The sequence below is a fragment of the Paraglaciecola sp. genome (assembly GCF_039942875.1).
Classification (GTDB): domain Bacteria; phylum Pseudomonadota; class Gammaproteobacteria; order Enterobacterales; family Alteromonadaceae; genus Paraglaciecola.
Genome location: NZ_JBDVBQ010000039.1, coordinates 1 through 24889, shown reverse-complemented (window position 1 = coordinate 24889; position 24889 = coordinate 1). Strand labels below are relative to the sequence as shown.

General features: G+C 40.1%; 26 protein-coding genes and 1 tRNA gene. 4 read left to right on the top strand and 23 right to left on the bottom strand.

Annotation, left to right across the window (positions count from 1 at the left end; all coding sequences use genetic code 11):
• Nucleotides 1–50 precede the first annotated feature (50 nt).
• From ABJE44_RS12750 to ABJE44_RS12735, 4 genes are all read right to left on the bottom strand, one after another.
• Nucleotides 51–356 (bottom strand): hypothetical protein, encoded by a 306-nt coding sequence (locus tag ABJE44_RS12750; protein ID WP_348110120.1) that lies wholly within the window; start codon nt 354–356, stop codon nt 51–53.
• A 34-nt stretch (nt 357–390) separates the two neighbouring features.
• Entirely contained in the window at nt 391–1638 is a 1248-nt protein-coding gene (locus tag ABJE44_RS12745) for an integrase domain-containing protein (protein ID WP_348110119.1), read from the bottom strand.
• A 166-nt stretch (nt 1639–1804) separates the two neighbouring features.
• A tRNA-Ser gene (locus tag ABJE44_RS12740) sits at nt 1805–1894 on the bottom strand.
• Between the two features lie 443 nt (nt 1895–2337).
• On the bottom strand, nt 2338–2925 hold the full coding sequence (locus ABJE44_RS12735) for a beta-phosphoglucomutase family hydrolase (protein ID WP_348110118.1): 588 nt from the start codon (nt 2923–2925) through the stop codon (nt 2338–2340).
• Nucleotides 2926–3234: 309 nt separating this feature from the next.
• Here ABJE44_RS12735 and ABJE44_RS12730 point away from each other — a divergent pair, with 309 nt between their 5' ends.
• Complete coding sequence (locus ABJE44_RS12730) at nt 3235–4353, top strand: diguanylate cyclase (protein ID WP_348110117.1); 1119 nt, start codon at nt 3235–3237, stop codon at nt 4351–4353.
• Nucleotides 4354–4412: 59 nt separating this feature from the next.
• Here ABJE44_RS12730 and nadA read toward each other — a convergent pair whose 3' ends face one another.
• The 3 genes from nadA to nlpI form a co-directional block, all read right to left on the bottom strand.
• Entirely contained in the window at nt 4413–5471 is a 1059-nt protein-coding gene (gene nadA, locus ABJE44_RS12725; protein ID WP_348110116.1) for a quinolinate synthase NadA, read from the bottom strand.
• 87 nt (nt 5472–5558) lie between these two features.
• Nucleotides 5559–6548 (bottom strand): hypothetical protein, encoded by a 990-nt coding sequence (locus ABJE44_RS12720; protein ID WP_348120789.1) that lies wholly within the window; start codon nt 6546–6548, stop codon nt 5559–5561.
• Nucleotides 6549–6593: 45 nt separating this feature from the next.
• A complete protein-coding gene (nlpI, locus tag ABJE44_RS12715) occupies nt 6594–7505 on the bottom strand; it encodes a lipoprotein NlpI (RefSeq protein ID WP_348110114.1) in 912 nt (303 codons plus the stop codon).
• A 232-nt stretch (nt 7506–7737) separates the two neighbouring features.
• Between nlpI and ABJE44_RS12710 the strand changes: the two genes are divergently transcribed.
• Nucleotides 7738–8157, top strand: coding sequence for a cytidine deaminase (locus ABJE44_RS12710; RefSeq protein WP_348110113.1), 420 nt, complete (start codon nt 7738–7740; stop codon nt 8155–8157).
• A gap of 12 nt (nt 8158–8169) precedes the next feature.
• Here ABJE44_RS12710 and ABJE44_RS12705 read toward each other — a convergent pair whose 3' ends face one another.
• Nucleotides 8170–8757: a TetR/AcrR family transcriptional regulator gene (locus ABJE44_RS12705; protein WP_348110112.1), complete on the bottom strand. Its 588-nt coding sequence runs from the start codon at nt 8755–8757 to the stop codon at nt 8170–8172.
• 157 nt (nt 8758–8914) lie between these two features.
• Between ABJE44_RS12705 and ABJE44_RS12700 the strand changes: the two genes are divergently transcribed.
• On the top strand, nt 8915–9469 hold the full coding sequence (locus ABJE44_RS12700) for a carboxymuconolactone decarboxylase family protein (protein ID WP_348110111.1): 555 nt from the start codon (nt 8915–8917) through the stop codon (nt 9467–9469).
• Between the two features lie 375 nt (nt 9470–9844).
• On the opposite strand, the gene ABJE44_RS12695 is transcribed toward ABJE44_RS12700, so the two are convergent.
• Genes ABJE44_RS12695 through ABJE44_RS12675 form a run of 5 tightly spaced genes read right to left on the bottom strand, consistent with a single transcriptional unit; the run spans nt 9845 to nt 14961 of the window.
• Complete coding sequence (locus tag ABJE44_RS12695) at nt 9845–11086, bottom strand: ABC transporter permease (protein WP_348110110.1); 1242 nt, start codon at nt 11084–11086, stop codon at nt 9845–9847.
• Nucleotides 11083–12264: an efflux RND transporter periplasmic adaptor subunit gene (locus tag ABJE44_RS12690; RefSeq protein ID WP_348110109.1), complete on the bottom strand. Its 1182-nt coding sequence runs from the start codon at nt 12262–12264 to the stop codon at nt 11083–11085. The genes ABJE44_RS12695 and ABJE44_RS12690 overlap by 4 nt, the downstream gene beginning before the upstream one ends.
• Nucleotides 12261–13268 (bottom strand): efflux RND transporter periplasmic adaptor subunit, encoded by a 1008-nt coding sequence (locus tag ABJE44_RS12685; RefSeq protein ID WP_348110108.1) that lies wholly within the window; start codon nt 13266–13268, stop codon nt 12261–12263. Before ABJE44_RS12685 ends, ABJE44_RS12690 begins: the two co-directional genes overlap by 4 nt.
• Complete coding sequence (locus tag ABJE44_RS12680) at nt 13265–14266, bottom strand: HlyD family efflux transporter periplasmic adaptor subunit (protein ID WP_348110107.1); 1002 nt, start codon at nt 14264–14266, stop codon at nt 13265–13267. Before ABJE44_RS12680 ends, ABJE44_RS12685 begins: the two co-directional genes overlap by 4 nt.
• 5 nt (nt 14267–14271) lie before the next feature.
• A complete protein-coding gene (locus ABJE44_RS12675; RefSeq protein WP_348110106.1) occupies nt 14272–14961 on the bottom strand; it encodes an ABC transporter ATP-binding protein in 690 nt (229 codons plus the stop codon).
• A gap of 293 nt (nt 14962–15254) precedes the next feature.
• Between ABJE44_RS12675 and ABJE44_RS12670 the strand changes: the two genes are divergently transcribed.
• Nucleotides 15255–15893, top strand: coding sequence for an NAD(P)H-dependent oxidoreductase (locus tag ABJE44_RS12670; RefSeq protein ID WP_348110105.1), 639 nt, complete (start codon nt 15255–15257; stop codon nt 15891–15893).
• Between the two features lie 74 nt (nt 15894–15967).
• Here the strand turns inward: ABJE44_RS12670 and ABJE44_RS12665 are convergent, their stop codons facing one another.
• The 10 genes from ABJE44_RS12665 to ABJE44_RS12620 form a co-directional block, all read right to left on the bottom strand.
• Nucleotides 15968–16300, bottom strand: coding sequence for a DUF1244 domain-containing protein (locus tag ABJE44_RS12665; protein WP_348110104.1), 333 nt, complete (start codon nt 16298–16300; stop codon nt 15968–15970).
• Between the two features lie 21 nt (nt 16301–16321).
• Nucleotides 16322–16906 (bottom strand): glutathione S-transferase family protein, encoded by a 585-nt coding sequence (locus tag ABJE44_RS12660; protein WP_348110103.1) that lies wholly within the window; start codon nt 16904–16906, stop codon nt 16322–16324.
• Between the two features lie 57 nt (nt 16907–16963).
• Nucleotides 16964–19681 carry a M14 metallopeptidase family protein gene (locus ABJE44_RS12655; protein WP_348110102.1) on the bottom strand — a complete coding sequence of 906 codons (2718 nt, stop codon included), beginning with the start codon at nt 19679–19681 and terminating at the stop codon, nt 16964–16966.
• A 237-nt stretch (nt 19682–19918) separates the two neighbouring features.
• Entirely contained in the window at nt 19919–20254 is a 336-nt protein-coding gene (locus ABJE44_RS12650) for a cupin domain-containing protein (RefSeq protein ID WP_348110101.1), read from the bottom strand.
• Nucleotides 20255–20345: 91 nt separating this feature from the next.
• On the bottom strand, nt 20346–20882 hold the full coding sequence (locus ABJE44_RS12645; protein WP_348110100.1) for a hypothetical protein: 537 nt from the start codon (nt 20880–20882) through the stop codon (nt 20346–20348).
• A gap of 359 nt (nt 20883–21241) precedes the next feature.
• The gene (locus ABJE44_RS12640; protein WP_348110099.1) at nt 21242–21577 is read right to left on the bottom strand and encodes a cupin domain-containing protein; all 336 of its coding nucleotides are present in this window, start codon (nt 21575–21577) and stop codon (nt 21242–21244) included.
• A gap of 77 nt (nt 21578–21654) precedes the next feature.
• Nucleotides 21655–22173, bottom strand: a complete 519-nt coding sequence (locus ABJE44_RS12635) for a hypothetical protein (RefSeq protein ID WP_348110098.1) — start codon at nt 22171–22173, stop codon at nt 21655–21657.
• Nucleotides 22174–22296: 123 nt separating this feature from the next.
• Entirely contained in the window at nt 22297–23613 is a 1317-nt protein-coding gene (locus ABJE44_RS12630; RefSeq protein ID WP_348110097.1) for a nitrate- and nitrite sensing domain-containing protein, read from the bottom strand.
• A gap of 166 nt (nt 23614–23779) precedes the next feature.
• Complete coding sequence (locus ABJE44_RS12625) at nt 23780–24403, bottom strand: hypothetical protein (protein WP_348110096.1); 624 nt, start codon at nt 24401–24403, stop codon at nt 23780–23782.
• A 90-nt stretch (nt 24404–24493) separates the two neighbouring features.
• Nucleotides 24494–24736, bottom strand: coding sequence for a hypothetical protein (locus tag ABJE44_RS12620; protein WP_348110095.1), 243 nt, complete (start codon nt 24734–24736; stop codon nt 24494–24496).
• Nucleotides 24737–24889: the final 153 nt, after the last annotated feature.

The following is a 24889-nucleotide window of genomic DNA, read 5'->3' as shown; positions in this document are numbered from 1 at the left end:
GGGCCATGGGTAACGCCTTTTCGGGAGCAAACCTAGACTTGGTAAACTGGTTAAGCTGCTATTTTATGTTTGCCAACATATTCTTCTACTTCTTTTTCAAATGCTATCAAATTTGTAAAGTTCTCTTTATTTAACTCTGAAACTTCACATGTTAAGTCAATAATTTTCTCAGACGTCATATATAGGCTGGGGTTAGATTCTGAAAGCTGGTTATACTCATTCACCATCACTTTATAGTCGGTGTAGGTTTTTACAAATGTACACTTTGCAAAGTCTTCATTGTCTCTAATTTGTAATGAGATACTATTAGGCCCAAATGTATGACAGTACCATTCAATATCATTTATATCTAACATCGTCTTTTCCTCTTTTGCTGTTGGTTGGTTGTGGTTACTCGTTAACTAATCTAGGTGAGTGCTTTGCATCGGCTAAGCTCATGTTTCCAGTGGCTGCCAGCTCAATATGTTCAGACCACCAGCACATAACCTTTTTTCTTCGTTCTAGGTAGTCGGCTCTATTGTAGGCACGTCTAACCCCGTTTTTATCAACGTGAGCTAAGGCACTTTCAATGACATCAGGATCATGACCGTGTTCATTTAGAGTTGTACTTGCTAATGCCCTTAATCCATGGGCAACAAGCGTATCTTTAAAGCCCATACGTTTTAAGGCCACATTTGCCGTTGATTCATTCATGTGTGTTCTTGGGTTTCTATCACCGGGGAAAACATGTTCACGATGGCCGCTAATAGGTTTCAATAATTCAAGTAGAGCAATACATTGCTCACTAAGTGGCACGATATGTTCACGTTTCTTTTTCATCCTAAGAGGGGGAATTGTCCAGAGTTTATTTTCAAAGTCTATTTCATCCCAACGAGTACCAGCCGCTTCGCCAGGTCTAACCATAGTATGTAATTGCCATTCAATTAAACACCGTGTAACCAACTTAACACTTGCAGTACTAAGGGAGTTCATAAGCTCACCTAACTGTTCAGGCCTTAACGTTGGCATGTTTTTCTTAACAGGTGCTTCAAAGGCTTTACTAATACCAGCTAATGGGTTGTGTTCTACAACACCAGTATTAACTGAGAACGTCATAATCTCATTTAGCCTTTGGCATAATCGTTTAACAGTCTCCAGACTTCCAGCGGCCGCTAACGGCTTAAGCACCTTAATTGTTCCCACTGCATTAACCATTGAAATAGGTGTTTTACCTATTGCTGGAAAAACATGTTTTTCAAGAGAGCGGATTACATCTTCTGCATAGGCTGGTGTTAATGATGGTTTTTTAACTGCAAACCAATCAGCAGTCACTTTTTCTAAAGTGTTACTGTGCTCTAGCGCTTGTTGAAGTGCAATTGACTCTCTATGTGTTTTAGGGTTGATATTTTGAGATAAGAGGATCTTTGCTTCCTCTCGGCTTTCTCTGGCCTGCTTAAGGCTCACAATAGGAAATGTTCCAAAACTGATATTAGTACGTTTGTTAGTGTGAGGGTGGAAGTAATTAAAAAGCCAAGTTTTAGTTCCATTTGGCTTAACCCTCAAAGCTAAACAACCGCCATCTGATAAGTTGTATTCCCTATCTCGTGGTTTTGCTTGACTGACTTCTGTATTGGTAAGAGGTTTACTTAATTTAGCCATTTATGTAACACCTGTTTTGTAACACTAAAGTAAATGTTACATAAGATGTTACAATATTTGATGGATGTTACAAGACCCTAACGGAGTACAACGGATACAAAAAACCCGCAAGAGCAGCATTATCAATACCTTGCGGGCCTTTACTGGTCTTCTTTAGACCGTCATTTGGCGGAGAGAGAGGGATTCGAACCCTCGTTAGGTTTAACCCTAAACACACTTTCCAGGCGTGCGCCTTCAGCCACTCAGCCACCTCTCCAAAACTTTTAAATTGTAAGCCTGTTTAAATGAGTTGCTTGAACTTAACTCAACGCAAGGCGTGCGCTTTATCTATTACTTTTGGCATAGAACCTTATTTATAAGGTTTTAAAGCAATACATTTATACATAATTCATCGCAGTCAAATACACGTCCATGATGATATGCATCCAATCTCGCCATCCTTGACTCGATGTTAAACCGCGCGGAGCAGTGCTCCTAAAGAGAGCGGTTTAACCCACCTCTCCTAAATTTCATACCTTATTTCAAAGCTTTAACGATAAGCTTAAGCGTTAGGTAACCGCTTTACACCAGTAATTTTTGTAAAAACAACTTGTGGCTAACTGCCATTCTTACAAAGTGGCGCGTATGTTAGGGAAAACCGCTCGGGTTCGCAAGTATTAACTGCTGTAACTAGGTTGATACGGTTATTAATCAAGCAAGCTATGGTAATTCTATTTTACCGTTTATTACCATTATACAATCCATACCTGCATTTTTTGCAGCCAAGCGGCCTATTTCAGTATCTTCGAATACTACGCAATCACTTGGTTCTAAGCCCATATTAGTCGCAACGGTTATGAAGGTCTCGCCGTGGGGTTTGCCATGGGTAACATCACTTGACGTTACTACAGTTTCTAAGCGTTCTAGCAAACCAGAGTCAGTTAACAAGGTCATAGCGTTACTGCGGTCTGCACCTGTGCCCACTCCCATTTTCAGTTTGCCTTGATAGCGCTGCATAACCTCAAAGGTGTCTTCTATCACCACGGGCTTGTCTTTAAGCTGGTTGAAGATCTCACGCTTAAATACTGCCACATCATCTGGGTTGTGGCTCATGTGATGTTTTTCATTAAGAAGCTTGACTATTTCATTGGTGGGCACGCCTCCTAGACCGTAAAGATACTCTGCATCAAATGGATAACCGTATTTTTCGCAGGTTTTACGCCATGCAATGCTGTGGGTTCCCATCGAATCAATAATGGTTCCGTCCATATCAAATACAATGCCTTTGTAACGACTCAAATCGAGCATGCTTAACTCCTAGGGTATTAATATGAGTACTTTATACCGCACATATCGTAAAAACGGCACAACAAACTCACTCTATTTTTCTTGTATTAAATAGGTCTTTTTTTGTCCGTTGCTGTTAACACAACGTTATCTTATAATAATGCGTTAAATTTGCTTTAAGGTCATTGCATTAAATTGCTGCACAATTGTAAATGCGGTTATTTGCTTACTATTAGGTTAGATTTCCATTACGTATAAAAATAAGAGCTCTCTTTAAAAAATATGGATTCAGTTTCAAGTATAAAAAAAATATTAAACCCTGCACGAACGATGACGTTGACGTATATTGTTTCTCTTACCTTTATAGCTGGGTTATCGCTATTTGTTCATTTCACCCTTGACGAAATCATTTCAGAGCAAAGCCATTCAGCTAAAGTTATCAATATTAGTGGCCAGCAGCGTATGCTGTCACAACGTGTCACCTTATTTACGACTGAATATATGAACCAGAGCGGCGAATATGCAAAAAATGAGGCGTTGGCGGCATTAAATAAAATGCAAAATAATCACAAAATGTTACTTAAAGAACATTTCAAAGCTGTTGACGCAAATACCCCATCTCCCTTATCAGATGATATGTACGCAATGTATTTTCTTGCACCTCATCAAATCGATAAAAATATTACTGAATTAAAAACACTCATTACACAAATTTTAAGTAAACAATCTACCGACATCTCGTTTTTACCACGGCTAAAAAATCAAATGCTACATAGTTTCGACACTGTGGTGAAACAGTACGAACAAGAAAGCATAAATAAAGTCAATGAGTTAAGACACACTCAACAGTTAATTCTCGTTGTAATCATTTTGACGGTGTTAATAGAAGGACTGTTTATTTTAGGGCCGCTATTATTGAAATCAGATAGTTATTCTAAAGGGCTGTTAAAGGCCGCTCATTTTGACTATTTAACGGAGTTGCATAATAGACGCTCATTTAGTGCAATTGCAAAGCAAGCCGTGGCAACTAGCCAGCGCTACCAGTCATCTCTGTCGTTGGTAAGTATTGATATTGATCACTTCAAGTCAATTAATGATCAATATGGGCATGATGCTGGTGATCGGGTTATTAGGAGTGTGGCTGACTCTATCTCAAATAATATTCGCTCATCAGATTTTGCTTTTCGCTTTGGTGGCGAAGAGTTTTTAATATTACTTCCTCAAACAAATATTTTAGATGCGCAAAAATTAGCGAAAAAGGTACATAAAAATATCACCAGTACCCCGGTTAATCTCGAGGCACGTAACGTAGATATCACAATAAGTGCTGGAGTAGCTGAATTTAACTTCGAAGAAAGTAACCTAGAAGCCACATTAAAAAGAGCAGATGAGGCTCTTTACAAAGCTAAAAATCAAGGCCGTAATCAAGTTATGTTACACAACGAATAACAACCACTACTAGCCATTATATCTGCATCGAAAACATCTACGCTCTATTGTAATGCAAATTAAGCGTTACCTGTCACCTTCATTTTTAGTTCTGCAGAAAAATCTAACATTCTATTTAATGGTATGAGGGCTTTATGGCGTAAAGCGTCATCAACAAATATTTCGTGACCTGTCACTTCTGTTAAAGATTGATGTATAGCTTGTAGTCCATTCATCGCCATCCATGGGCAATGGGCACAACTTTTACAGGTTGCACCGTTACCGCCTGTGGGCGCTTCTAATAAAATTTTATCAGGGGCGGCGTGCTGCATTTTATAAAAAATTCCGCGGTCGGTCGCCACAATGAATTTCTTATGGGGCAAACTTTTAGCGGCATTAATTAATTGAGTTGTTGAGCCAACTGCATCGGCCATCTCGACCACACTAGCTGGAGACTCTGGGTGCACTAACACAGCCGCATCAGGATGAAGGTGTTGCATATCTCTTAGGGCTTTTGCTGAAAACTCGTCATGAACAATACACTCACCTTGCCACAGCAACATGTCTGCACCGGTTTCTTTGGCAATGTATGCCCCAAGATGCCTGTCTGGCCCCCAGATAATTTTTTCACCTAAGCTATCTAAATGCTCAACAATTTCAAGGGCAATACTAGAGGTCACCACCCAATCAGCGCGGGCTTTAACTGCTGCAGAGGTATTAGCATAAACCACAACTGTATGATCAGGATGGGCATCACAAAAAGCAGAAAACTGCTCAGCTGGGCATCCTAAGTCTAATGAGCAAGTGGCATCTAATGTAGGCATTAATACGGTTTTTTCTGGGCTTAGAATTTTAGCGGTTTCGCCCATGAAACGTACACCCGCGACAATTAATGTGTCGGCGTCACAATCACGACCAAATCGAGCCATTTCTAAGGAGTCAGAAATACACCCGCCGGTTTCTTCGGCTAAGGCTTGAATTTCGGGGTCAGTATAATAATGGGCAACCAGTACCGCATTCTTTTGCTTCAATAGTGTTTTTATTTCCTGCACATAATGCTGCTGCTGAGCAACATTAAGAGGAGTAGGTTTAGCGGGAAAAGGATAGTCGATTGGCTCGACAGCAAATACCTGAGACATAATTGTAAATAAGTACTTTGGAAGAAACTAAATTGTCCAAGTATTATACCTATCTGTCACGAAAATGACATATATCAAGCCGATCCATCAAATACCCGCTAAGTATGATTGATATTCTTTTCGCCAAAACTGACTATCGATTTGATTATTGGCATCCTCATAAAGCTGTGCAAAATTCAAATGAGCAGACGGGTGCTTAGGGAGGTTAATCAACAAGGTTTTCCAAGCACTAAGGTAATGCGGGGGAATATAAGCCAAATCATGGTATTCCATAAAGGTTAGCTGACTCGATGCTTTAAAGGCTTGGGCAGCATGATTGTCGCAGGTTCGAGCCAAGTATTCGGTACTTGGATTGGCTTTGTCACCTGCGTATTTAAAGGTTAAGTTGGGTGCATCAATTCCTGCACATACTCTTTTTGCTAAACCCGCACTCAGAGGATATTCATCAATAAACCCCGAAAAATGAGCTAACTCGTGAACAAACACATCATAGGTATCTTGTTTGTCTAAAAACATAATACCGTTATGAACATTAGCTTTACCTTCATCTGCAAAAATAACTAAATGAGTAAAATCAATATTTTTCAATTGCTTAGCAAACGATAGTAAGTCGCAGCCCAATCGCCCTCTATTCAGCCAGTTGTTTTGACACAACACAGTATCAGGGTCAAAAAATGTCACCTGGTGTACACAAATGGGTAAGGTGCCAAGCCGTTTATCGTCAGAAAGACGCTGTTTAAATTGACTAGCTTGATGAAGTGATTCTAGCTCGCCCGTGACAAATAGTAGTTTTTGCTTACAGCTGGGAGGGTACGCACCTTGTTGTTCCCAGCTATGATTTTGCCCATTTACCAAATAATCCTCGATATAAGGCTGATATAAACTCACCAAGGGTTGATCAAGGGGGTTAATCATCGCCAAAGCCTGATTAGCAGCCGAGTACTCATGGTTGCTCCACAAGTCTACAACCTTGGCTAGTGCTTCTTTACTTGAAGCTTTTGAGACAAATAAGGGTTCTGACGACGTATCGTGTTGCGGGGTAAAATCATGAAAAGTTAAAAGATAAAGTGGGAGCACAGCCAGAAAAAAAGCCAGCCCCCTTTTAATACCAACGATCATTGCTTATTGTATTTTTGTAGATTCGGTCTCTGGACTATCGGCATTTTCACGTAATAAGCTTAGCTCTAAACGAGCATATCGATGCTCTACATATTCAAACACGTTAGTGCTTAATGCTAATTTAAAATAATTAGAAGCTACGCCACGATTACCGCGAGCCGCATGATATTTACCTAGATAAAAATACGCCTCACATAAGCGATCGGTTAATTGTTGTTGGCTTTCAACTCCACCAATCAATACGCTAAGCAATTGATTTTCAGTAATTTTACCAAGATATAGGTCAACAATTTGTGTCGCCCAGTTTTGCTCATTGAGGTTTTTGCGCAACGCTGTCAACTCTAAAAGGGCTTGAGCACTGTCTAATTCGCTGGCAGCTAAGTAACTCCAAATAGCTCGGTAAGGGTCAGTTGCATCTTTGCTATAAAATTTACCAAAATCTTCAACCGCCAAATCAGGACGACCGCCATAATATAAAGCGATACCGCGATTTAAAAAGGCGAACTCCATTGTTGGATTAATATCTAGTGAGGCATCAAACGCCTCATAAGCTTGGATAAAATCCATCTGTTGGGTGTAATGCACCCCCATCGAATTATAAGCTTCTGCTAAATCTGGTTTTAAACGAAGTGCTTGATTAAAGTCATACTGGGCTAAACCAGATAAACCTACGCTGTCGTACAATACGCCTCTTTGATGTAACAACTGTGCTCTTTGCTCATTTTCTATTTCAGTACTTCCTAAAATATGACTGTAGCGGGCAATAGCCAATTGTGAGCGTTGATTCATAGGCGCAGGCTCAGCCAGCAATAAGTTGCCCATCTGCCCCGAGCCATCCGCAAGTGTAGAGGAGGTATTTGCACAGCTAACGCACAAAATGCTGAAAATAGATAAAACGGCTATACGGATATACATAATGATTGGGTGATCGTGACCTGAAAAAAGTTAATAATTTGACCTATGAAGCTAACAGTAGTTTCACTAAGTCCAATTTAAATAGCAACAAATTAGATAAATTAAGAGTCTCTTATTTAGTGGTAAAAGTAAAGTTTCTACTTAGATGCAGTAACTAAAGTATTAAGGGGCTTGATTCCAACCTAAATAATGTCGCACACTTAGCAGCCGACAATTTTGAGACAAATGTTGAATGACAGCGGCAAACACACAACAAAAACAAAAAACATTATTTGAGCTTGCTACAAAAGCACAATCTAAAGCCTACACACCTTATTCAAACTTCAAAGTAGGCGCAGCCATCATTGATGACCAAAATCAACATCACGCATGCTGTAACGTAGAAAACGCCTCTTACCCATTAGGACAATGCGCTGAAGCAGGAACCATATCATCAATGGTGGTATCTGGCAGTCAAAGCATTAGCGAAATTTTAATCCTAAGCCCAAACGATGACTATTGCCCTCCTTGCGGCGGCTGTCGTCAAAAAATTGCAGAGTTCGCTAACGAACAAACCCTGGTGCACTTAGCTAAACAAAACGGTGAAGTAAAAACCGTTAATTTCTCTGAATTACTACCTTTGGCGTTTGGGTTCGAAAAGAAAGAGTCTTAATGTAACACTGACCTAAAACGGATGATGTTTAAATACATCATCCACCATAGTTTCTAAGATAGTGTGATCATCACACGCTTTGGCATAGGTGCGTAACCCCATGGTTTGCACCTGAATATGCCGAGCAAGTTTATGAACATCTTTATTGCTATCGACTTCTCCTAGCTCTTGGGCTTCTTGCAGTAATGTTACAAACTCAGCTTCAATTTTAGCCAGTAACCTTTTGGCTTCTTGTAACAAATCGGCATTATCTTCAGTTAACTCACCCATGGTTTTCGCTAACATACACATTCTGCTGGGTGCGCTATTAGTGTAATCTAACACCGCACTTTTCATAAATAGTTGAAGGGCTTTTAAAGGCGAGTCCACGGCTTTCCTACAGGCGAATAATTCTTCTATCCCCATGTCTGCATAACGATTAAGGGCTTCTTTAAACAAGCCTTCTTTACTACCAAAAGTGGCATAAATGCTACCTGGGCGCATATCAATTACATCTTGTAGATTACGCATAGATGTACCATTAAAGCCTTTTTCCCAATATAGCTTAGTGGCGTTATCTACTGCCTCTGCTCGGTCAAATTTAGCGTTTTTTCTCATCATCAACTCTCACCAATAAGTTCATCACTCAATACGAATTTGAACGATTGTTCAATTTTAACTTGAACAATCGTTCAAGTACAGATATATTGTGTTCAACACTTAGAAGCCACTTAGCTTCGTCTGAACAACGACATTTAATTTTGACTAGGAAATAACCATGAACGATATCAAACTACATACAATTGAGTCTGCTCCAGAAAAAAGCAAACCGCTATTAGAAGACTCAGTAAAAGGTTTTGGAATGTTGCCAAACCTACACGCTGCTATGGCTGAGTCACCTCAGTTACTTGAAGGTTACAAAGTACTGCATACCTTATTTGGTGAGACCTCTTTTAACGCAGAAGAGCTAACAGTTGTATGGCAAACCATTAACGTTGAGCACGGCTGTCACTACTGTGTACCAGCTCATACTGGCATCGCTCATATGATGAAAGTTAACCCTGAATTAACAGAAGCACTTCGTAATCAAGAAGCCATGCCAACTGAAAAACTACAGGTATTACACGACACAACTCTACTTGCAGTGCGTAACCGTGGCGTATTGTCAGAGCAAGAAGTTAAAGCCTTTTACGAAGCAGGTTACACTTCAGAAAACCTACTTAATATTGTTTTAGGTCTAGCCCAAAAGGTAATGAGTAACTACACCAATCACCTAGCAGAAACCCCTGTTGATGACGCATTTGCACAATTTGCATGGGAAAAGAAAGCTTAAGGTTATTTAAATACAATACCCTTAAAAAACGCCTGCTTAATACAAGTGGGCGTTTTCTTTTGTATTCCAAGTTAATGAGTAAAGCTACTTATCAAGCTTTTCTAAATTAGCTTTTAGCTTTTGAGACACCGCAATAAAGTCGTCTATTTTCTCAGGCTCTACAGGCCCAACCTAAAGACCTACTCAACACGGCTATTTTTATCGCCCTTGAAGCCGGTGTAGTTCGTCAATTAAAAACACATCTGAATGAGCACAGCGAATACGATAAATCAAAAATGTACGCCAGCGCCTACTGGAATAAAAAACAAAAGCCGTGAATGCAAAACATTCACGGCTTCAAGTTGCCTCACTAATCTCCGGTGACTATAAAACTGACTAATCGCTGTGTAACGCATCAATAGGATTAAGCTGCGATGCTTTAATGGCAGGATAAACGCCAAACCCTATGCCAACCAATAAGCAGATCCCTAAAGATAAAAAGATAGCGGTGATTGACCAGCTCACTGACCAACCTGAATAAAAGCCAATAATTTCAGACAAAATGAGACCAAAAGCCACACCTAATAAACCACCTAATACTGAAATCGAAAAGCTCTCTGCAATAAACTGCATCTTTATATTTTTTTGCGTAGCACCTATTGCTCTTAGTAGACCAATCTCTTTGGTGCGCTCTAACACATTGGCTAGCATAATATTCATAATACCAATCCCACCCACCAATAAAGAAATACCTGCAACACAGGCCATCACTATGTTGAATATTTGCTGAGTTTGTTTTTGTTGCGCCAAGAGTGCTGCCGGAATAACAAGTTGGTAGTCATCGGCACCGCCATGGCGCAATTCAAACAGCTGTGATACTGCTTTAGAGGCAACCACAGGGTCAATGTATTCCGCTACTTTCAATTTTACTAGATCTAATTCACTGGCTAAAATAGGGCTGCTTAGTTTTTTCAAACTGGTACTTAAAGGTACAAAAATTCGTGCACTGTCCCCTCCTATTTTTACCCCTTGAAATTCATCCTTGTCATAAAGCGGATTATTCAATACCCCCACCACCTCTAACCAAAGGTGATTGACTTTAATATACTGCCCAATAGCACTCACATTTGGGAATAATTGTTCCGCTGCACTAGCGCCTATAACCGCAGTTTGGGAAACATTATTGTTGTCTTGTGCGGTTAACACTCTGCCAGTTTCTGCTTGCAAGTTTGACAAGCCAAAATGACTACTACTTACCCCAACCACTTTAAGATCTGCGATTTCGTAATCACTGTAAAGAGACTGGACTTTCACTAGATGCTGGGCACTATAATCTTCCAGAAATGGTAAGGTTTGCATAGCGGCTTCTACATCAGCCAAAGTTAACCCTTGTGATTCTTGGCGAATTTCTTTTAATTCATCATCTGCAAAAGGTTTTGCTTCTACAATAAGGTTTCTGAGACCCATAGAGTCAATCATTTTTAAGGCTTGGCGTTCGGCACCTTCGCCAATATTGAGTATTGCAATCACAGCGCCTACACCAAAAATCATTCCTAATAGCGTCAACAGTGTGCGTAACTTATGGGAGGCCATTTCAATTAATGCATCTTTTACTAGCAGTAAAAAGTTATTATTCATAACGCCTCCGGTACACTTAAAGCAATGTTATCGCCAGCAGTTAAACCTTGAGTGATTTCTACAACATGCAGGTTTTTTGTTGCCGTGATAACTTTCTGCCGCACAAAGTTTGCTCCGTCTCTCTTGTAAACATAATTTTCACTTTTTTCATTAAAGATGGCCTGTAATGGGATCGCTATTTTATTTTTTGGCTCACTTACATTTATAGACGCAGATACTTTGACACCGGGTTGTAATAGGGGCGACTGCTCTTGGATAGACACCACTAACTCAAAATATTTAGTGGGATTACCGCGCTTTATGGTCCTAGAAAAACCCGAGACTGATTGTAGCTGTCCGGTATATTGTTTATCTGGGTAAGCATCTAACCTAAGCGTAACGTTTTGTCCTGACTCTAAATTAATGGCATTTTTATCTAACACAAAGAGCCGTGCCTGCATCTTAGTGAGGTTGGGAATTTTTGCTATTGTGTGTCCAGGGAAGACAGTTTGCCCAATACTGGCTTTATCACCTCGCCAGTTTTTTTCATAAACCAACATACCGTCATAAGGAGCTAGTACCTCTAATTGGGCCAAGGCAGCTTGATGCTGTTGAAACTTTTCCTGATGTCCCCCTTTTTTAATATTTAATACGTCTAAAGCACTTTGATTACGTTCATCTATACTGCTTTCTTTCCACTCAATAAACTCTTCTTTGGCCCCTAGGTAATCTCGGTTAGACAAGGTGTCGATAATCTCTAATTTGGAATACAGCCTTAAATCATCAATGGCAAAGGTATCAACAAAAGTGAACTCTTTACCTACCAAAGCTTTGTCAGAATTAAGTTCACCTTGTTGCTGCATTTCTTCAGCGTATTGTTGCCGCATATCCATATCTAGCAGCATCATATCTAACTCTTCTTTGCGACTATCCAGTGAAATTTGTTCTGCATCAAACCTTGCCACAACCTGCCCCTTTGTCACCCAGCTATTTTCTTCAGCTAACCAATCAATAACCATAGGGCTGCGCCCAGGTGCATTAATACTTTTAGCAATGGCAGCTTCTAGCTCACCATGAGCAGGAATAACTACCGCAAAGGGTTTTTCTTGGACCTCATATATCGGCACACTTAGTGTTTGTTCGCTCCCGCAGCTAAGTAGTAGAAACAACAAGCTCCCTAAACAAGGTAATCTAATCATGCACCTACCACTTCAATTTTTGCTTTCATCCCCGGGCGCATCACTTCAGGCCTTTGCTCTCCAAGTTCAATTTGTGCATCAAAAATCACTTTAGTGTTATTGGCACTTTTTGAATAAAACGACTGCCCTAACTTTGAAATAGAACCTAAATAAGACATTTCTGGGTATGCCTCAAAAATAACTTTTACGGTTTGGCCTTCACTTAATTTGGCCTTATCTGGCTCTGCAAATTCAGCCTTGAGAGCCACCGAATCTAAGGAGGGTAACTGCAACAAACTGCGCCCCATGTAAACTGTTTCACCCACAGCTGGTTTTTCCCCTTCCCAATTTTCAAGGTACATTACCAAGCCATCTTTGGGCGCTTTTACGCTAAGTTTAGTTATCTCTTGTTGAATATTGTCCACTCTACTTTGCAAGCCCTTAATGGTGCCCTTTGCAACCTGCACGTTGATTAACATGGCTTTTTCATGGTGAGCTAATTTTTGTTGGGCTTGAGATAGGTTTTCTGTTTGATATTGAAAATCTGCCTGTTGTTTCAAACGTTCGATTTTTGAACTTGAAGCATCCACTATCTCTGCTTTACGTTTAGCTTTTTGATATTCCATTTTTGCTTCTGCAAGCTCCAAGATAAGGTCTTGCTTTCTGGCTTGATCTTTTAACTTGTCACTTTCTGCCTTTTTAATAGCTGCTTTTAACTTACTTTTTTTGTCAATTAGGTTCGTTTTTAACTTTTGACCATCAAACACTAAAATAATATCACCCTTTGCAACCTGCTGATTTTCAGTGGCGATCATTTGAATCTTGTATTGCCACATGCGCGATACGTTAGGCGGGCCAATAGAGGCATTGTGAAGCGAGATAAGCTCAGCAGACGCTGTTACTTTGGACTCTTCTATTGGTTTTTGAACCACATCAGGTTCAGAGCCACAGGCCAACATTATTAAGCTTAGAGATAATACCAAACCTTTGATATCGCCTATCATCATACCTAACTTTAGCTTCATAATGGCTGCTCCCTTTGCGCGTCTGAGTGCTGTGCAATGGCCTTAGGTGTCATCTTAACTCTGACGCTCATCCCCGGAAATAACCTTCGTTTAAGGTCATCATCAAACCCTATTTCTACCCGGTAGTAAGCGCTATCACTCCATTGTGCTTTTTGCTCAGCCTGACTAGAAACAGCTAATACCTTGCCGCTATAACTCTGTTCAGGATAGGCGTCTAATGTGAGCCGATAATCACTGTTTTTTAAATCCACTCTGGCAGCGTCAACTTCATGTAGCCAAGCACTCACTTGATAAGTTGCTGCAGCCTGCACAGTCAATACATCCCAACTGGCTTGAATATTCATTCCTGTTTCAATTTTTTTTGAAGACCACCTATGCATGGCATGGGTGACAGGGCCAGTCACTAGCGCCTTAACACTTAACTTGTCTAACTGGCTGATTTGATATGCGATATTTTCTTTTAGTTTAATAATTTCAATTTTCTTTTTACGTACCTCTACTTGCTGTTCTTCCAAGGCAAGTGCGTAACTTTGTTGAGCTTTAATCTTTTCTGTTAGAGCTTTCTCGTATTCAATAACACTTTTACCTTTTTCATAAGCACTCACTTCACCATCTGGCACAGAGGCTTCAATCCTTGTTTTTTCTACCATAATAGAACTGAGTTTGACTTTGCCTTCGGCTTCTAATACCGCTTGCTCTTGCTCCATCTCTAGCTGCAATAACTCCAAGGATTGCGTCTCAAGTTTCTCTTGGTTTTCTTCTAATTGAGATTCAATTCCCCCTGAGTCAAATACGGCTACTAGCTCACCTTTATTAACAATACTGCCCTCTTCAGCCATCCACTGAATCTGCACTTGCCAGCGATTAGTTTTAGGGGCAGTGACTACCTGATTATCTGAAGACGTAATAATCCCTGTTAATATTAAAGGCTGTTCACTCCCTAAGGCCTGTGCTGTGAATAGCCCCAATAAAATAAAAATAGTCATTTTTACTTTCATTAATATCAAGCCCTTTTAACTTCTAGTTGGCTATCAGTTAGAACCTGACCGTCACGCATAGTGATCACCCGCTGAGCATAGGTCGCAATATCGTCTTCGTGAGTCACCATGACTATGGTTTGTCCTTGCTGATGTAATTCAGTCAATAAAGTCATGATTTCGAGTGACGTTTTACTATCAAGATTACCAGTGGGTTCATCAGCAAGCACAACTGTTGGCTGGTTAATTAACGCTCTCGCGATGGCGACTCTTTGGCGTTGCCCTCCAGACATTTCAAATGGTTTATGGGTTTTACGATGCCCCAACCCCACTTTATCGAGCAAGTCATGGGCACGTTGGTTAGCGTCTTCCTCTGAGATATTGCTATAGCGCAAAGGCAGTTTTACGTTTTCGATAGCATCTAACTTAGGTAATAAATGGAAGGTTTGGAAAATAAATCCTATATGCTTATTACGGATACCAGACAAAGTATCGTCATCCATAGTGGCAACGTCTTTGTTATCTAAAAAATACTGGCCGTCATTAGGTGTATCTAAACACCCCAATATATTCATAAGTGTTGACTTACCCGAACCCGAACTGCCCATAAAGGCAACGAATTCGTTTTGCCTGATAGATAAAGAAATATCTTTCAGTGCATGGACAATTTCAGTGCCGTTAGCAAAAGACTTAGCTATGTTACGAAGTTCAAGCATAATGATTTGATATTAAGAGTCTTGTATTAACCATATACAGATACTGAATAAGTATCAATTAGGCTGCACCTAAACGAAGGTTTTGACGGGTTTCAAATGTTTCAAAATATGTATTTTGGGAGTATTTTTTTAAAACTGCAGCCTAGATGTAAAAAATCCCCTTCCTGATACCTAGTCGTTTAATGTTACTCCATTGATATCCCTTAGAGCCGCCCATACTAATACAGATGACAAACGAGAACGTTAGTGCTACCTCCCAAAGCGTTCTACCCCTGGCCAATCGAGAGTATTAGATGTCTGAATTATTAGAAAATTTAAAATGGCGTTATGCCACTAAAAAGATGGATCCTGCTAAGGCCGTCAGTGAAGAAAAAATTGATTTTATATTAGAAGCTATTCGCTTAACTGCGACCTCTAGTGGGTTACAACCTTACGAAGTGATAGTGGTGACAAACCCAGATGTTCGCGCTGAAATCGTGCCTCATGCTTGGAACCAAGCACAAATTACCGATGGCTCGCACTTATTAGTATTTGCAGCATGGGACAATTACACCGTAGAGCGCATTAATCACATGTTCGATTTGGTAAACGAGCAACGGGGTTTTAAAAACGAAGGATGGGAAAACTATCGTCAAATGTTGCTATCTACTTACCCAGATCGCGACGCACAAAGCAACTTTGAACATGCTGCAAGACAAGCCTATATAGGTTTAGGTACTGCATTAATTGCCGCAGCAGAGATGAAAGTAGATTGCACCCCTATGGAAGGGTTTAGCCCAGACAAGGTAGACGAAATTCTTAACCTTAAGGAAAAGGGTTTGAAATCTGTATTGTTGCTACCTTTAGGTTACCGTGCCGAGTCAGGCGATTGGCTAGTTGACTTAAAAAAAGTAAGACGGGATACAGAGAACTTTATTACTGAAGTAAAATAAACCCCGCTTCTAAAAACGGGATATTATGTGTGCAGGTTTAGTCATTTACATGATTAAACCTGCCTATATCAAGATTACTGACAACCAGATGTTGAAGGCTCAGTCGCTAGTTTTTTGGCTTCTTGTCTTGCTTCAAATGCAGCTAATTGCTCTGCTGACGCAGGCAATTGATACTTTTCTTTCCACTCGCTAAATGGCATACCGTATATCTCTTCACGGGCTTGATTGTAATCCATCTCTGCGCCTTGCTCATTGGCAGCAGCCATGTACCACTTGGCCAAACAGTTACGGCAAAAATCGGCCAAAACCATCAAGTCAATATTTTGCACATCTTTGTTTGCATCAAGGTGTTTAAGTAAGTGTCTAAAAGCCGCGGCTTCGGCTTCTGTTTTTTGTTCTTGATTCATCTTTTGCCTATTGTATAAAGATTAACGAGGGTCAGTTGCGGTTACTTCAATTCGCTGGGAGTTTTCATCATGAAACTCCAACAAATTGGTTAACCCCTGCATATTGTGTAGTTTTCTAAATTCTATCCAATCTATCAGCGAATATAAACACACTGTAGGGTAATTCCAACTAGAGAACTTACCGCTAGCAACATAAGCGTCTAATTGCACTAATACCGCATTCACTCTTTCTTTTTGTAACTTAAAAAACAGCTTGTCTTCATCTGCTTGAATGTCTGAGTTGGATAAGATAAACATCTGCACCAAAGAGTCATTGGCAGAATCAATTAAGGTTAATTGGTTTTCTTGTTCCCATGTCAACGCAGGGTCTGCAAACTTCTCGGTTAAATAGCGATAAATCACTCGAGAGTCATAAATAATTTGCGTCGCCCCATCCACGTCATCCTCTAACATCGGGATCTTCATGGTGGGATTTTTGATCATAAGCAGTTCTCTGTCTTGCTCAGAGAATACCTGCAAATTTATAAACTCATGTTGAGTATTCGCTAACCAAATACGTATACGACGTACATATGGAGAAGTAGTAGACCCATATAGTTTTAACATTAATTTACTCCTAACGCTTTGCTATCAATTTATCAACACTATGCCAGCCACTCATTATTATCTGAGAGGCTGAGCATGGGCAGCAGCCCTAAAAATAGTGTTGGCTAACATAATATTTAACCCATCTAAATATGCCCGGGTGGTAGGCTCTTGAGTATAGCCAATCACCATGCCATTACCTTGTGGCTGCACAATTAAAAACGGTTTGTAGGCAAGCTGCTTGGTATTTTCTTCCCATAAATAACCACTGGCCAATAGAGACTCTTTGCCAGCAAACCACGCAAGGTTTTTGCCAGAGGTAAGGGTAATTGGGGTATAAATGTTACGACCCGTCACCATAGCCACCACGTTAGGATTGACACCAGCGGTAAGCCAATGTTCCTGATCTACTTCTATATTTGCTAAAATCCCAGCCACATAGTCTGGCTGTTGCTTAGCGTCAACACTTGCGTCTAACAAGGCTTGCTTGTCTGTTAGCAGTTGCCCTTTAACTTGATTAGATGTGGTGGTTTTAGATTTTTCTTTATCCGTCACCGCAAGCTCTCGCTTCACATCTAACAAACTAGCATTAGCAGAAGCAGCAAATGCAGTGGCATCACCAAAGGTAATTAATACACCGCCATTACTTACCCACTGTTTGATATTATCTAAAGCAGCCTTTGAAAAGGCTTGACCGTATCGACCAGATGGCAGAATTAACACTTGGTAATGGGCTAAATTGCCCGAGCCTAATTTATCGGTGCGAATGGCTGTTACTGGATAATTTAATTGCTGCTCAATGACAAACCGCGAGTTACCGGCACTTAACGAAGAAACCGGCTCATCCCATGCCATAGCAATATTCAGCGCAGGCATGTCTACTACATCGCCACTACCAAAACTTGGTCCATTTATCACCCAACTGCTATCTACGCCCGTTACTACCGCGCCGGTGTCGGCCGCTATTTGTTGTACTTTAGCAGCTAAGTCTTCACCGTTACGGCGCGTTTCAACAATCAAACTGCCAGCTGGAAACGCTTGTTTACTGTCTAAAACAAAGGCTTTGTCAGCACTTTTAACAATCAAACCTTGCTGTAATGCCTGTGTTAAAAAGTGTACCGAGGCCATATCGCCCCAAGGCACTAAGTAGGCCACGTCTGCATCTAGGTTAGCAACACTGCCTACTAGTTTATCCGTAGCATTTAACTGAATGGTTTTCGCTGATACGGCTTTACCACAAGTGTCTGTATCTACATTAAACATTAGCGGTAACGACCAAGCGGTGACGTCGTAAATTTCGTCTCGCAACAACCTAGCTCGGCGTCTTTCTTGCTCTTTGATAAAAGCTTTCGACATGTCAACTTGCTGGGTGAATGTAGTTTTAACAAAGCGCCCTCTGGGTTGAGCCGTATCGATAATATACGTACCAGCTTGGTAAGTCTCACCACAGGCTTTAAAGGATTCTGTAGCCTTTTGTACTTCAACACCGTGCTGCGCCATCAAGGTAGCAAGCTTGTGTGTTGTGGCGCGGTCTTTACCAGTGGGCAAAATGAAAGTACGTTCTTTTTTGTCAGACTTACCACTTTTAATGGCATCTACCTGATACTGATAGAAATCTTTCAGTAATTTAGCACGGTTGTCTGCCACCGCTTCAGCAGTAGAAATAGACGCAACAAAGTGCTTATGCACTGTGTCTTTAAAGGTTAATACCTCACCATTGTCTTTTAAGAAAACTTCACCCCGTGAAGAACCGACTTCGTAGGTTGACGCAGCCGCACCATAAAATGTTGGCCAGCTATCTCCATAGCCTGGATAAAACGCGTCGTAGACTTCTCGGGTAAAGTAATCAAAACCAAACTTGTCGAAGTGCTTGCCATTATTACGGCCCACTAAGGTGATATTTTCTATTTGTTTAGGGTGAATATGGGGGTTAAATGGTTGGGCCGAAGGTGCAAAGAAATAACTAGAGTCACCACCCATTTCGTGCAAATCAATCACTACTAATGGGCGAAATTTGTTAAAGGCTTTAACCTTACCTTGGGTTTCAGGCTGAGTTAGAGCTAACCAATCTCGATTCATATCAAACAAGTAATGGTTGGTGCGCCCTCTTGGCCAAGGTTCGTTGTGCTCAGCTGACAAACGGTCTGGGCTGTGACTGATACCTACACTGGCGTAATAACGCTGCGTAAATCGTGTTCTTCCATCCGGATTTTGCAATGGGTCAATAAACACAATATTGTTATCTAATATTTTTTTATTGGTTGGCTCATTTGGCGCAGCAAGTAAATGGTAAGCCGTCATCATGGCAGCATCTGTCGTGCTTATTTCGTTGCCATGCACACCATATTGTAACCAAACAGAACTAGGCAAAACGTCTTGTAATTGTTTAGCTTGGGTTTTATCGGTAATTCTGGGATCAGACAGGCTTTGCATGTCGCCGGCAAACCCGTCTAAGTTTTTAAGTAGTTCTGGGTTGCCGATAGCAGCATAAATTAGTTTGCGGCCTTCCCATGAGCGGCCATATTCAAATAAACGTATTCTGTCTGGTGCTGCACGCTCTAATGCCTCAAAAAACCTTAGCATGTCACCATGATTGCTGATCCGCTCTCCTACTTCATACCCTAAAACCTGCTGGTGTGTGGGAATATCAGCACTATATTGCGCCCCCGGCCATAGATCGTATTCAGCTTGAGCCATAAAGCTGACTAAACCAGCAGAAACGACTAAGCCTAGAAAAAGGCAGTGACGATATAAACGAGTAACACCATGAAAAACAGCTAAAGAACTAAAGCTCATCGAGGGAGGTTCCTAAGAAATTACAGTTCAAACAAGAACCATCATAATAAAGTGAATGTAATAGCAACTGCAATTACTGTGAGTTGAAACACAAAATAAATATGCCAAGCTAAAGAATTAACGTTAGCTTATTAGTAAATAGCTAGCCTAAGGATAAAAACTTCGCTATTAACGAGGGGTGAAAAGGGCCACTTTTATAGTGGCAGCTTTTATTAAATAAAAATGCACTGCCCAGTATTAGGTCTCTACCCCAAAGTACAAGACAACCAAATCTGTTGACCCTGTGTTATTTAACTCATGGATATCAAGGGGCTCAATGGTAATGCACATGCCCGCCACTAAGGGGATATCGTCACCATTAACGGTAATCGTCCCCGTGCCGGATTCAATAAAAAACACCTCAGTCATATCACTGTGGCTATGGGCATTAGCCAATTCACCCGGAGGGAACACCGCTTTAGAAAAATAGGTGATATGAGGTATATCACCATTAGCCACTAACACTTTCTTTTTAATCTTAGCGTTATGGGAAACATCAGACTCTGTTAATGTATTTAGTGAAGTAATTTTCAAAGCTAACCTCTTATGTTGATAGAACCCAGCTTCAAGGTTGAAATGCACCACCTTTGCTAAGCTATTAGTCTCGAATTAAGCGTATTGTTTTTTAACTATCAGTACTTAACTGCTCGACAAACAATATTTCTTTTGTAGATTTAATTTTTATAAATTTATAAGGGTTCGTTACCCATTGTAACGCACCCGGAGTAACATTAAGTTCAATAGTCGCGACTATATGGTCGCCATGATCTACCAGACTAATTAAATTGATGCTAGGTCCTCCCGTCCCTCTAACCCCCATATCAATTAATAAAATAGACTCTTCGTTGAAATTGACATCTGTAGCTAAATCACTAGTTCTTAAAACAAGTTCTTTTTCATAGGCAATTTGGTTATCAATAACAATGGCTGCTTTACTAGTATAATCTCCATATTCGTTATGATCTGACTCATGCAATATTTCGTATTCCATTTTAAATAAAACGCTAACTGCATTCGCATCTCTTCCACAACTTTGAAAAATGCTAGATATCAAAAATAATAAAACAATATAAAAAAATTTATTCACAATTAAATCTCCATGTATGTGATGTTCATCATCAGCGTTGAGCTGAACTAGATATCCAAGTAATAAAGTACCCATACACTACTGTTTTAACAAGCTATATATCAAAAAAGGAGGGGTATCAATTAAACTAATTTGAGATTTACGGGACTGAGGCATAGCGACCAGCCTTGGTTTCACTGAATACATTAAAGCCCAGAACAATGCTGATTTTTTGTTACTTTTTTAGAATGGGGATCTAGGTAAGTAAACCCCATAGCTCCCCAAATAGATAGGCCAAGACATTCGTCTAAATTAGCAGTGGTTGAGCAAATACCTTCTGATGTTTCAATACAAAATACTCAGCCAAGAGGTAAAAACTTCGCTATAAATGAGGGCTAAAAAGGGCCACTTTTATTGTGGCAGCTTTTATTAAATGAAAAATGCACTGCCCAGTATTAGGTCTCTACCCCAAAGTACAAGACAACCAAATCTGTTGACCCTGTGTTATTTAACTCATGGATATCAAGGGGCTCAATGGTAATGCACATGCCCGCCTCTAAGGGGATATCGTCACCATTAACGGTAATCGTCCCCGTACCGGATTCAATAAAAAACACCTCAGTCATATCACTGTGGCTATGGGCATTAGCCAATTCACCCGGAGGGAACACCGCTTTAGAAAAATAGGTGATATGAGGTATATCACCATTAGCCACTAACACTTTCTTTTTAATCTGAGCGTTATGGGAAACATCAGACTCTGTTAATGTATTTAGTGAAGTAATTTTCAAAGCTAGCCTCTCATCTTGATTGCAATATCACCGCCTTTTGACTGTGACAACCATACCCAGATCGTTATGCGCCAAAATTAGGAACCAAAAATCACGACTATTACAGTCACTAGCGCCCCAACTCCAGCTATTTTCAAGCCATTTTTATAAATGGGCAACTTAGGTAAAAACATCAAAAAGGCGGAAATCACAAAGAATAATAACCCTAAGCCAAAACTAATATTCAGCCAAAATAAAGGGCTATTGTTAGTCGCTTTATGTAGCTTTACCATTTTCGACAGTACAATAGGATATTCTTTACGGGTCACTGTCGCCGTGCCACTGGATTTTTCGTATTCACCAACATTAAGGGTAATGATTGAATCTGTCTCAGATACTACTTTGCTCCCCTTGGTGCGCAGTGCTAAAAGCAGCTCTTTACTATTAAGGCCTGGTTCTAACTGCTTAACTTGAACTTGATCATATTTTAGAATGTCAGTAGGACGGAAAATAAGAAGAATGCCGCTAACAGCGTAAACTCCCATAATTCCCGCTAAGAAAAAGCCAAGCCAACGATGATATTTGCGAAACGTAAGATGTAATTTTGATGCTGCCATTAGTTTAATTTTCTGTATTTTAAAATTGCCCCACTTTATAAACGAGAATGAGTTCTATTTAAACTATAAATACTAATAACTTGGTAAAATAATGATATTTAACATTATATTGGTCAGTACTTATCATTCAAGAGACTTCAAACTTTTATGCAAGGCAGCTGCGGTTTTAATAATTGTTTCAGAAATAGCCATTAAACTAGTTTGCTCGTCCATAGCTCGCCTTTGTATTACTCTGTGGGCTTCGGCTTCATCAAAATTCATTTCTTGCATGATGAGTAATTTAGCTCGATCGATCTTTTTATGCTCAACAAATGCTTGCTTTGCTGTATCTAGCTCCAGCTCCATCCGTTTAATATGATCAGATTGCTCTTTAATCAGGTCATAAAACGCTCGGTTACCCGTTAACTGATCGGTTTGATTGTTTGTCTTTATATAAGATTGTTGAAGGGTATTTTTTGCATCTTCATTTGGTGTTACTTGGGTAGACAACCAATAATCCATATCCGAAAGTTTGTTTGCAGCAGTATTCACTCGTTTTCTATGGTTGAGCAAATCTTCTTCCACCTTGGCCACTCGGCTTTTAGTTTGATTGAGCAGCCCTTCGCTTAACTGTTCTTCGACTGTATGCATTTTATCTATGCGTGCCGTAGTTAATTCATACCAGACTTCGCTTATTTCAGCCGCTATTGGAGAGCCATTAGCTAATTGCTGGATCATGGTTCGCATCTGTGACAGTGGCTCAACTGAATCAGCGCTTTCTAGGCTTTGCCACTGTTGGCTGTCGCTCTCAAGTGCGAACTCAAAGAAAGTTTTAAAACTATTTTGTTGGCTTACCTCTAGTTGCTTAATTCGTTCACAGAGCCTTTTATCAAATATACTTTGAGAAAACCCCACTACCCCCCATGCTCGTTCTTGCCCAGCAAACTCTTTGCCCTGTATAAAATTAAATAAAGCCACTAATTGCTGGGTGATTTTAGGATCGCTGGCGACATCAGACGCTTCAAAGACCACAGCCAATAAGGCTGAAATGACTCGACAATATGCTCGGGTTGATTGGGCAGCTGTCAAACGTTGGTTTTCTATTTTTCGTCTTAAGCTTGGCACATGATCTATATCTTGTAAGGCTAGTGCAATTAAGTTGAATAAGCGCATGTTACTGGCACTATCACTGGCTTGTAAGTATTTGGCTTTAAGTTGACTTCGAAGCATTTCTTCTGTGTTTATGCTTGCTTCTATTTGTTTACGCCTTTGTTCGCAAAATCGCGTTGACTTGCTGATTAAAAAGATATTAGAAATACCCCGCTCACGCTGCAATTGGTGAATCAGCTCACAAACAAACGTAATAACTTGGCAATTTGATGCAAGTTGGTGCAGTGCTTCTATTTCTGATCGTTTAGTGGCAAGTAAAAACTGCTTGGTAGTGTCACTATACTTGTTCATAGACAATCCGAATTTATTACAAGATGATGATTAATTAAAACGCTAAATCGTTTTTGACATAATAAGTAATGCAATTTTTATGCTTATTTTATTCATCTAGGTAACCTGCTTGAATCGTTGAGGGGCATCACTTTTATCATGGTTGGTTTGTTAGCACTAAAATCACCTAGATTCTGCATAACTTAGGTACTTTCATATATGGGTTGTCCTTTGTCGTATTTTCAAGATTTTGCATCAATTCCCCAACAACCAAATGAGATTGCCAAATAGTTTGCCATAGGGCAACTTTGGCTCCTTGCTCTGAGACCAAATGTTCAAGTGATCTTAGTTTTTCTCTCTCTTTTACTTGACCATGAAAAAAATAAGCGTTGAACCAAATGTCGATAACTTGCTCAGGTGAAAAAGATGTACGACTTTGGATAAATGCAAATTTCAGCAGAAATTCTTTATAAAATGCTTTTTTAAGATGATAGCGATGATACAAAGTAAATAAATCTGAATTACTAGCTATTGACAACGATTTTGCAATTTTGAAGAAGTACGCAGTTTCTTTTGTCAAATAGACATGTCTATACTTTGAATAGAAAGTCGTTAACAATGATTCATCAGGTAACGTACCTGAAATAATAGGTCGATCTGGGTTTGAACGGTCGACTGAATATTCGAATACGCCCCATTTCGTATTTCTCGCAAAGTTACACAAGTCTGAGGCTCGAAATTTAAATTCTTCTATATCCTCAAACAATGACTCATTCCGCGAGTTTGATAGTTTTACTAGTTCGAATTCCATTTTCATACCAAGTGTTAACGCCCCAAAGCAGGGGCTTTTACGAGTGTTTTTGCCGAAGGCAGCGAGTAAAAGTCCCGCTGACTTTGTTTGTTAGGTGTTTTTTTGATTGGTAGATCCACTGTGTAGCCTAAAACCACATACCCCACCAACTATGGCGCCCAATGGAGTCGTTATTAAGGCGAAGACCCAAAGCCATCCTAGACTTGTTTGATCTTCTACAACCTGGGCTAACATCCATGAGACTACAAATAATCCCCAAAACCCTATCAAACCTCCCAAGCCAACGCCAATTAGCGTAAGGGTGATTTTAATTAGAAAACTAGTGACACCCATTTACGAAAACACCTAACGAGCCTGTAGAAAAAGACTGTTTTGACTTTGCACTTTCTACTGCTCTTTTTAATTTTTATCTTTCACTACTTTGCCTTGAACATCTGTATTTTTCAATTCATTGGTGCGTTTTGAGGATAATTTTCTTTTCGATGT

Bases quoted from the DNA above. Each gene is read 5' to 3' on its own strand.
- ABJE44_RS12750 (WP_348110120.1), bottom strand. From the start codon at position 356: ATGTTAGATATAAATGATATTGAATGGTACTGTCATACATTTGGGCCT.
- ABJE44_RS12745 (WP_348110119.1), bottom strand. From the start codon at position 1,638: ATGGCTAAATTAAGTAAACCTCTTACCAATACAGAAGTCAGTCAAGCA.
- ABJE44_RS12735 (WP_348110118.1), bottom strand. From the start codon at position 2,925: ATGCTCGATTTGAGTCGTTACAAAGGCATTGTATTTGATATGGACGGA.
- ABJE44_RS12730 (WP_348110117.1), top strand. From the start codon at position 3,235: ATGACGTTGACGTATATTGTTTCTCTTACCTTTATAGCTGGGTTATCG.
- nadA (WP_348110116.1), bottom strand. From the start codon at position 5,471: ATGTCTCAGGTATTTGCTGTCGAGCCAATCGACTATCCTTTTCCCGCT.
- nlpI (WP_348110114.1), bottom strand. From the start codon at position 7,505: ATGTATATCCGTATAGCCGTTTTATCTATTTTCAGCATTTTGTGCGTT.
- ABJE44_RS12710 (WP_348110113.1), top strand. From the start codon at position 7,738: ATGACAGCGGCAAACACACAACAAAAACAAAAAACATTATTTGAGCTT.
- ABJE44_RS12705 (WP_348110112.1), bottom strand. From the start codon at position 8,757: ATGATGAGAAAAAACGCTAAATTTGACCGAGCAGAGGCAGTAGATAAC.
- ABJE44_RS12700 (WP_348110111.1), top strand. From the start codon at position 8,915: ATGAACGATATCAAACTACATACAATTGAGTCTGCTCCAGAAAAAAGC.
- ABJE44_RS12695 (WP_348110110.1), bottom strand. From the start codon at position 11,086: ATGAATAATAACTTTTTACTGCTAGTAAAAGATGCATTAATTGAAATG.
- ABJE44_RS12690 (WP_348110109.1), bottom strand. From the start codon at position 12,264: ATGATTAGATTACCTTGTTTAGGGAGCTTGTTGTTTCTACTACTTAGC.
- ABJE44_RS12685 (WP_348110108.1), bottom strand. From the start codon at position 13,268: ATGAAGCTAAAGTTAGGTATGATGATAGGCGATATCAAAGGTTTGGTA.
- ABJE44_RS12680 (WP_348110107.1), bottom strand. From the start codon at position 14,266: ATGAAAGTAAAAATGACTATTTTTATTTTATTGGGGCTATTCACAGCA.
- ABJE44_RS12675 (WP_348110106.1), bottom strand. From the start codon at position 14,961: ATGCTTGAACTTCGTAACATAGCTAAGTCTTTTGCTAACGGCACTGAA.
- ABJE44_RS12670 (WP_348110105.1), top strand. From the start codon at position 15,255: ATGTCTGAATTATTAGAAAATTTAAAATGGCGTTATGCCACTAAAAAG.
- ABJE44_RS12665 (WP_348110104.1), bottom strand. From the start codon at position 16,300: ATGAATCAAGAACAAAAAACAGAAGCCGAAGCCGCGGCTTTTAGACAC.
- ABJE44_RS12660 (WP_348110103.1), bottom strand. From the start codon at position 16,906: ATGTTAAAACTATATGGGTCTACTACTTCTCCATATGTACGTCGTATA.
- ABJE44_RS12655 (WP_348110102.1), bottom strand. From the start codon at position 19,681: ATGAGCTTTAGTTCTTTAGCTGTTTTTCATGGTGTTACTCGTTTATAT.
- ABJE44_RS12645 (WP_348110100.1), bottom strand. From the start codon at position 20,882: ATGGGTACTTTATTACTTGGATATCTAGTTCAGCTCAACGCTGATGAT.
- ABJE44_RS12635 (WP_348110098.1), bottom strand. From the start codon at position 22,173: ATGGCAGCATCAAAATTACATCTTACGTTTCGCAAATATCATCGTTGG.
- ABJE44_RS12630 (WP_348110097.1), bottom strand. From the start codon at position 23,613: ATGAACAAGTATAGTGACACTACCAAGCAGTTTTTACTTGCCACTAAA.
- ABJE44_RS12625 (WP_348110096.1), bottom strand. From the start codon at position 24,403: ATGGAATTCGAACTAGTAAAACTATCAAACTCGCGGAATGAGTCATTG.
- ABJE44_RS12620 (WP_348110095.1), bottom strand. From the start codon at position 24,736: ATGGGTGTCACTAGTTTTCTAATTAAAATCACCCTTACGCTAATTGGC.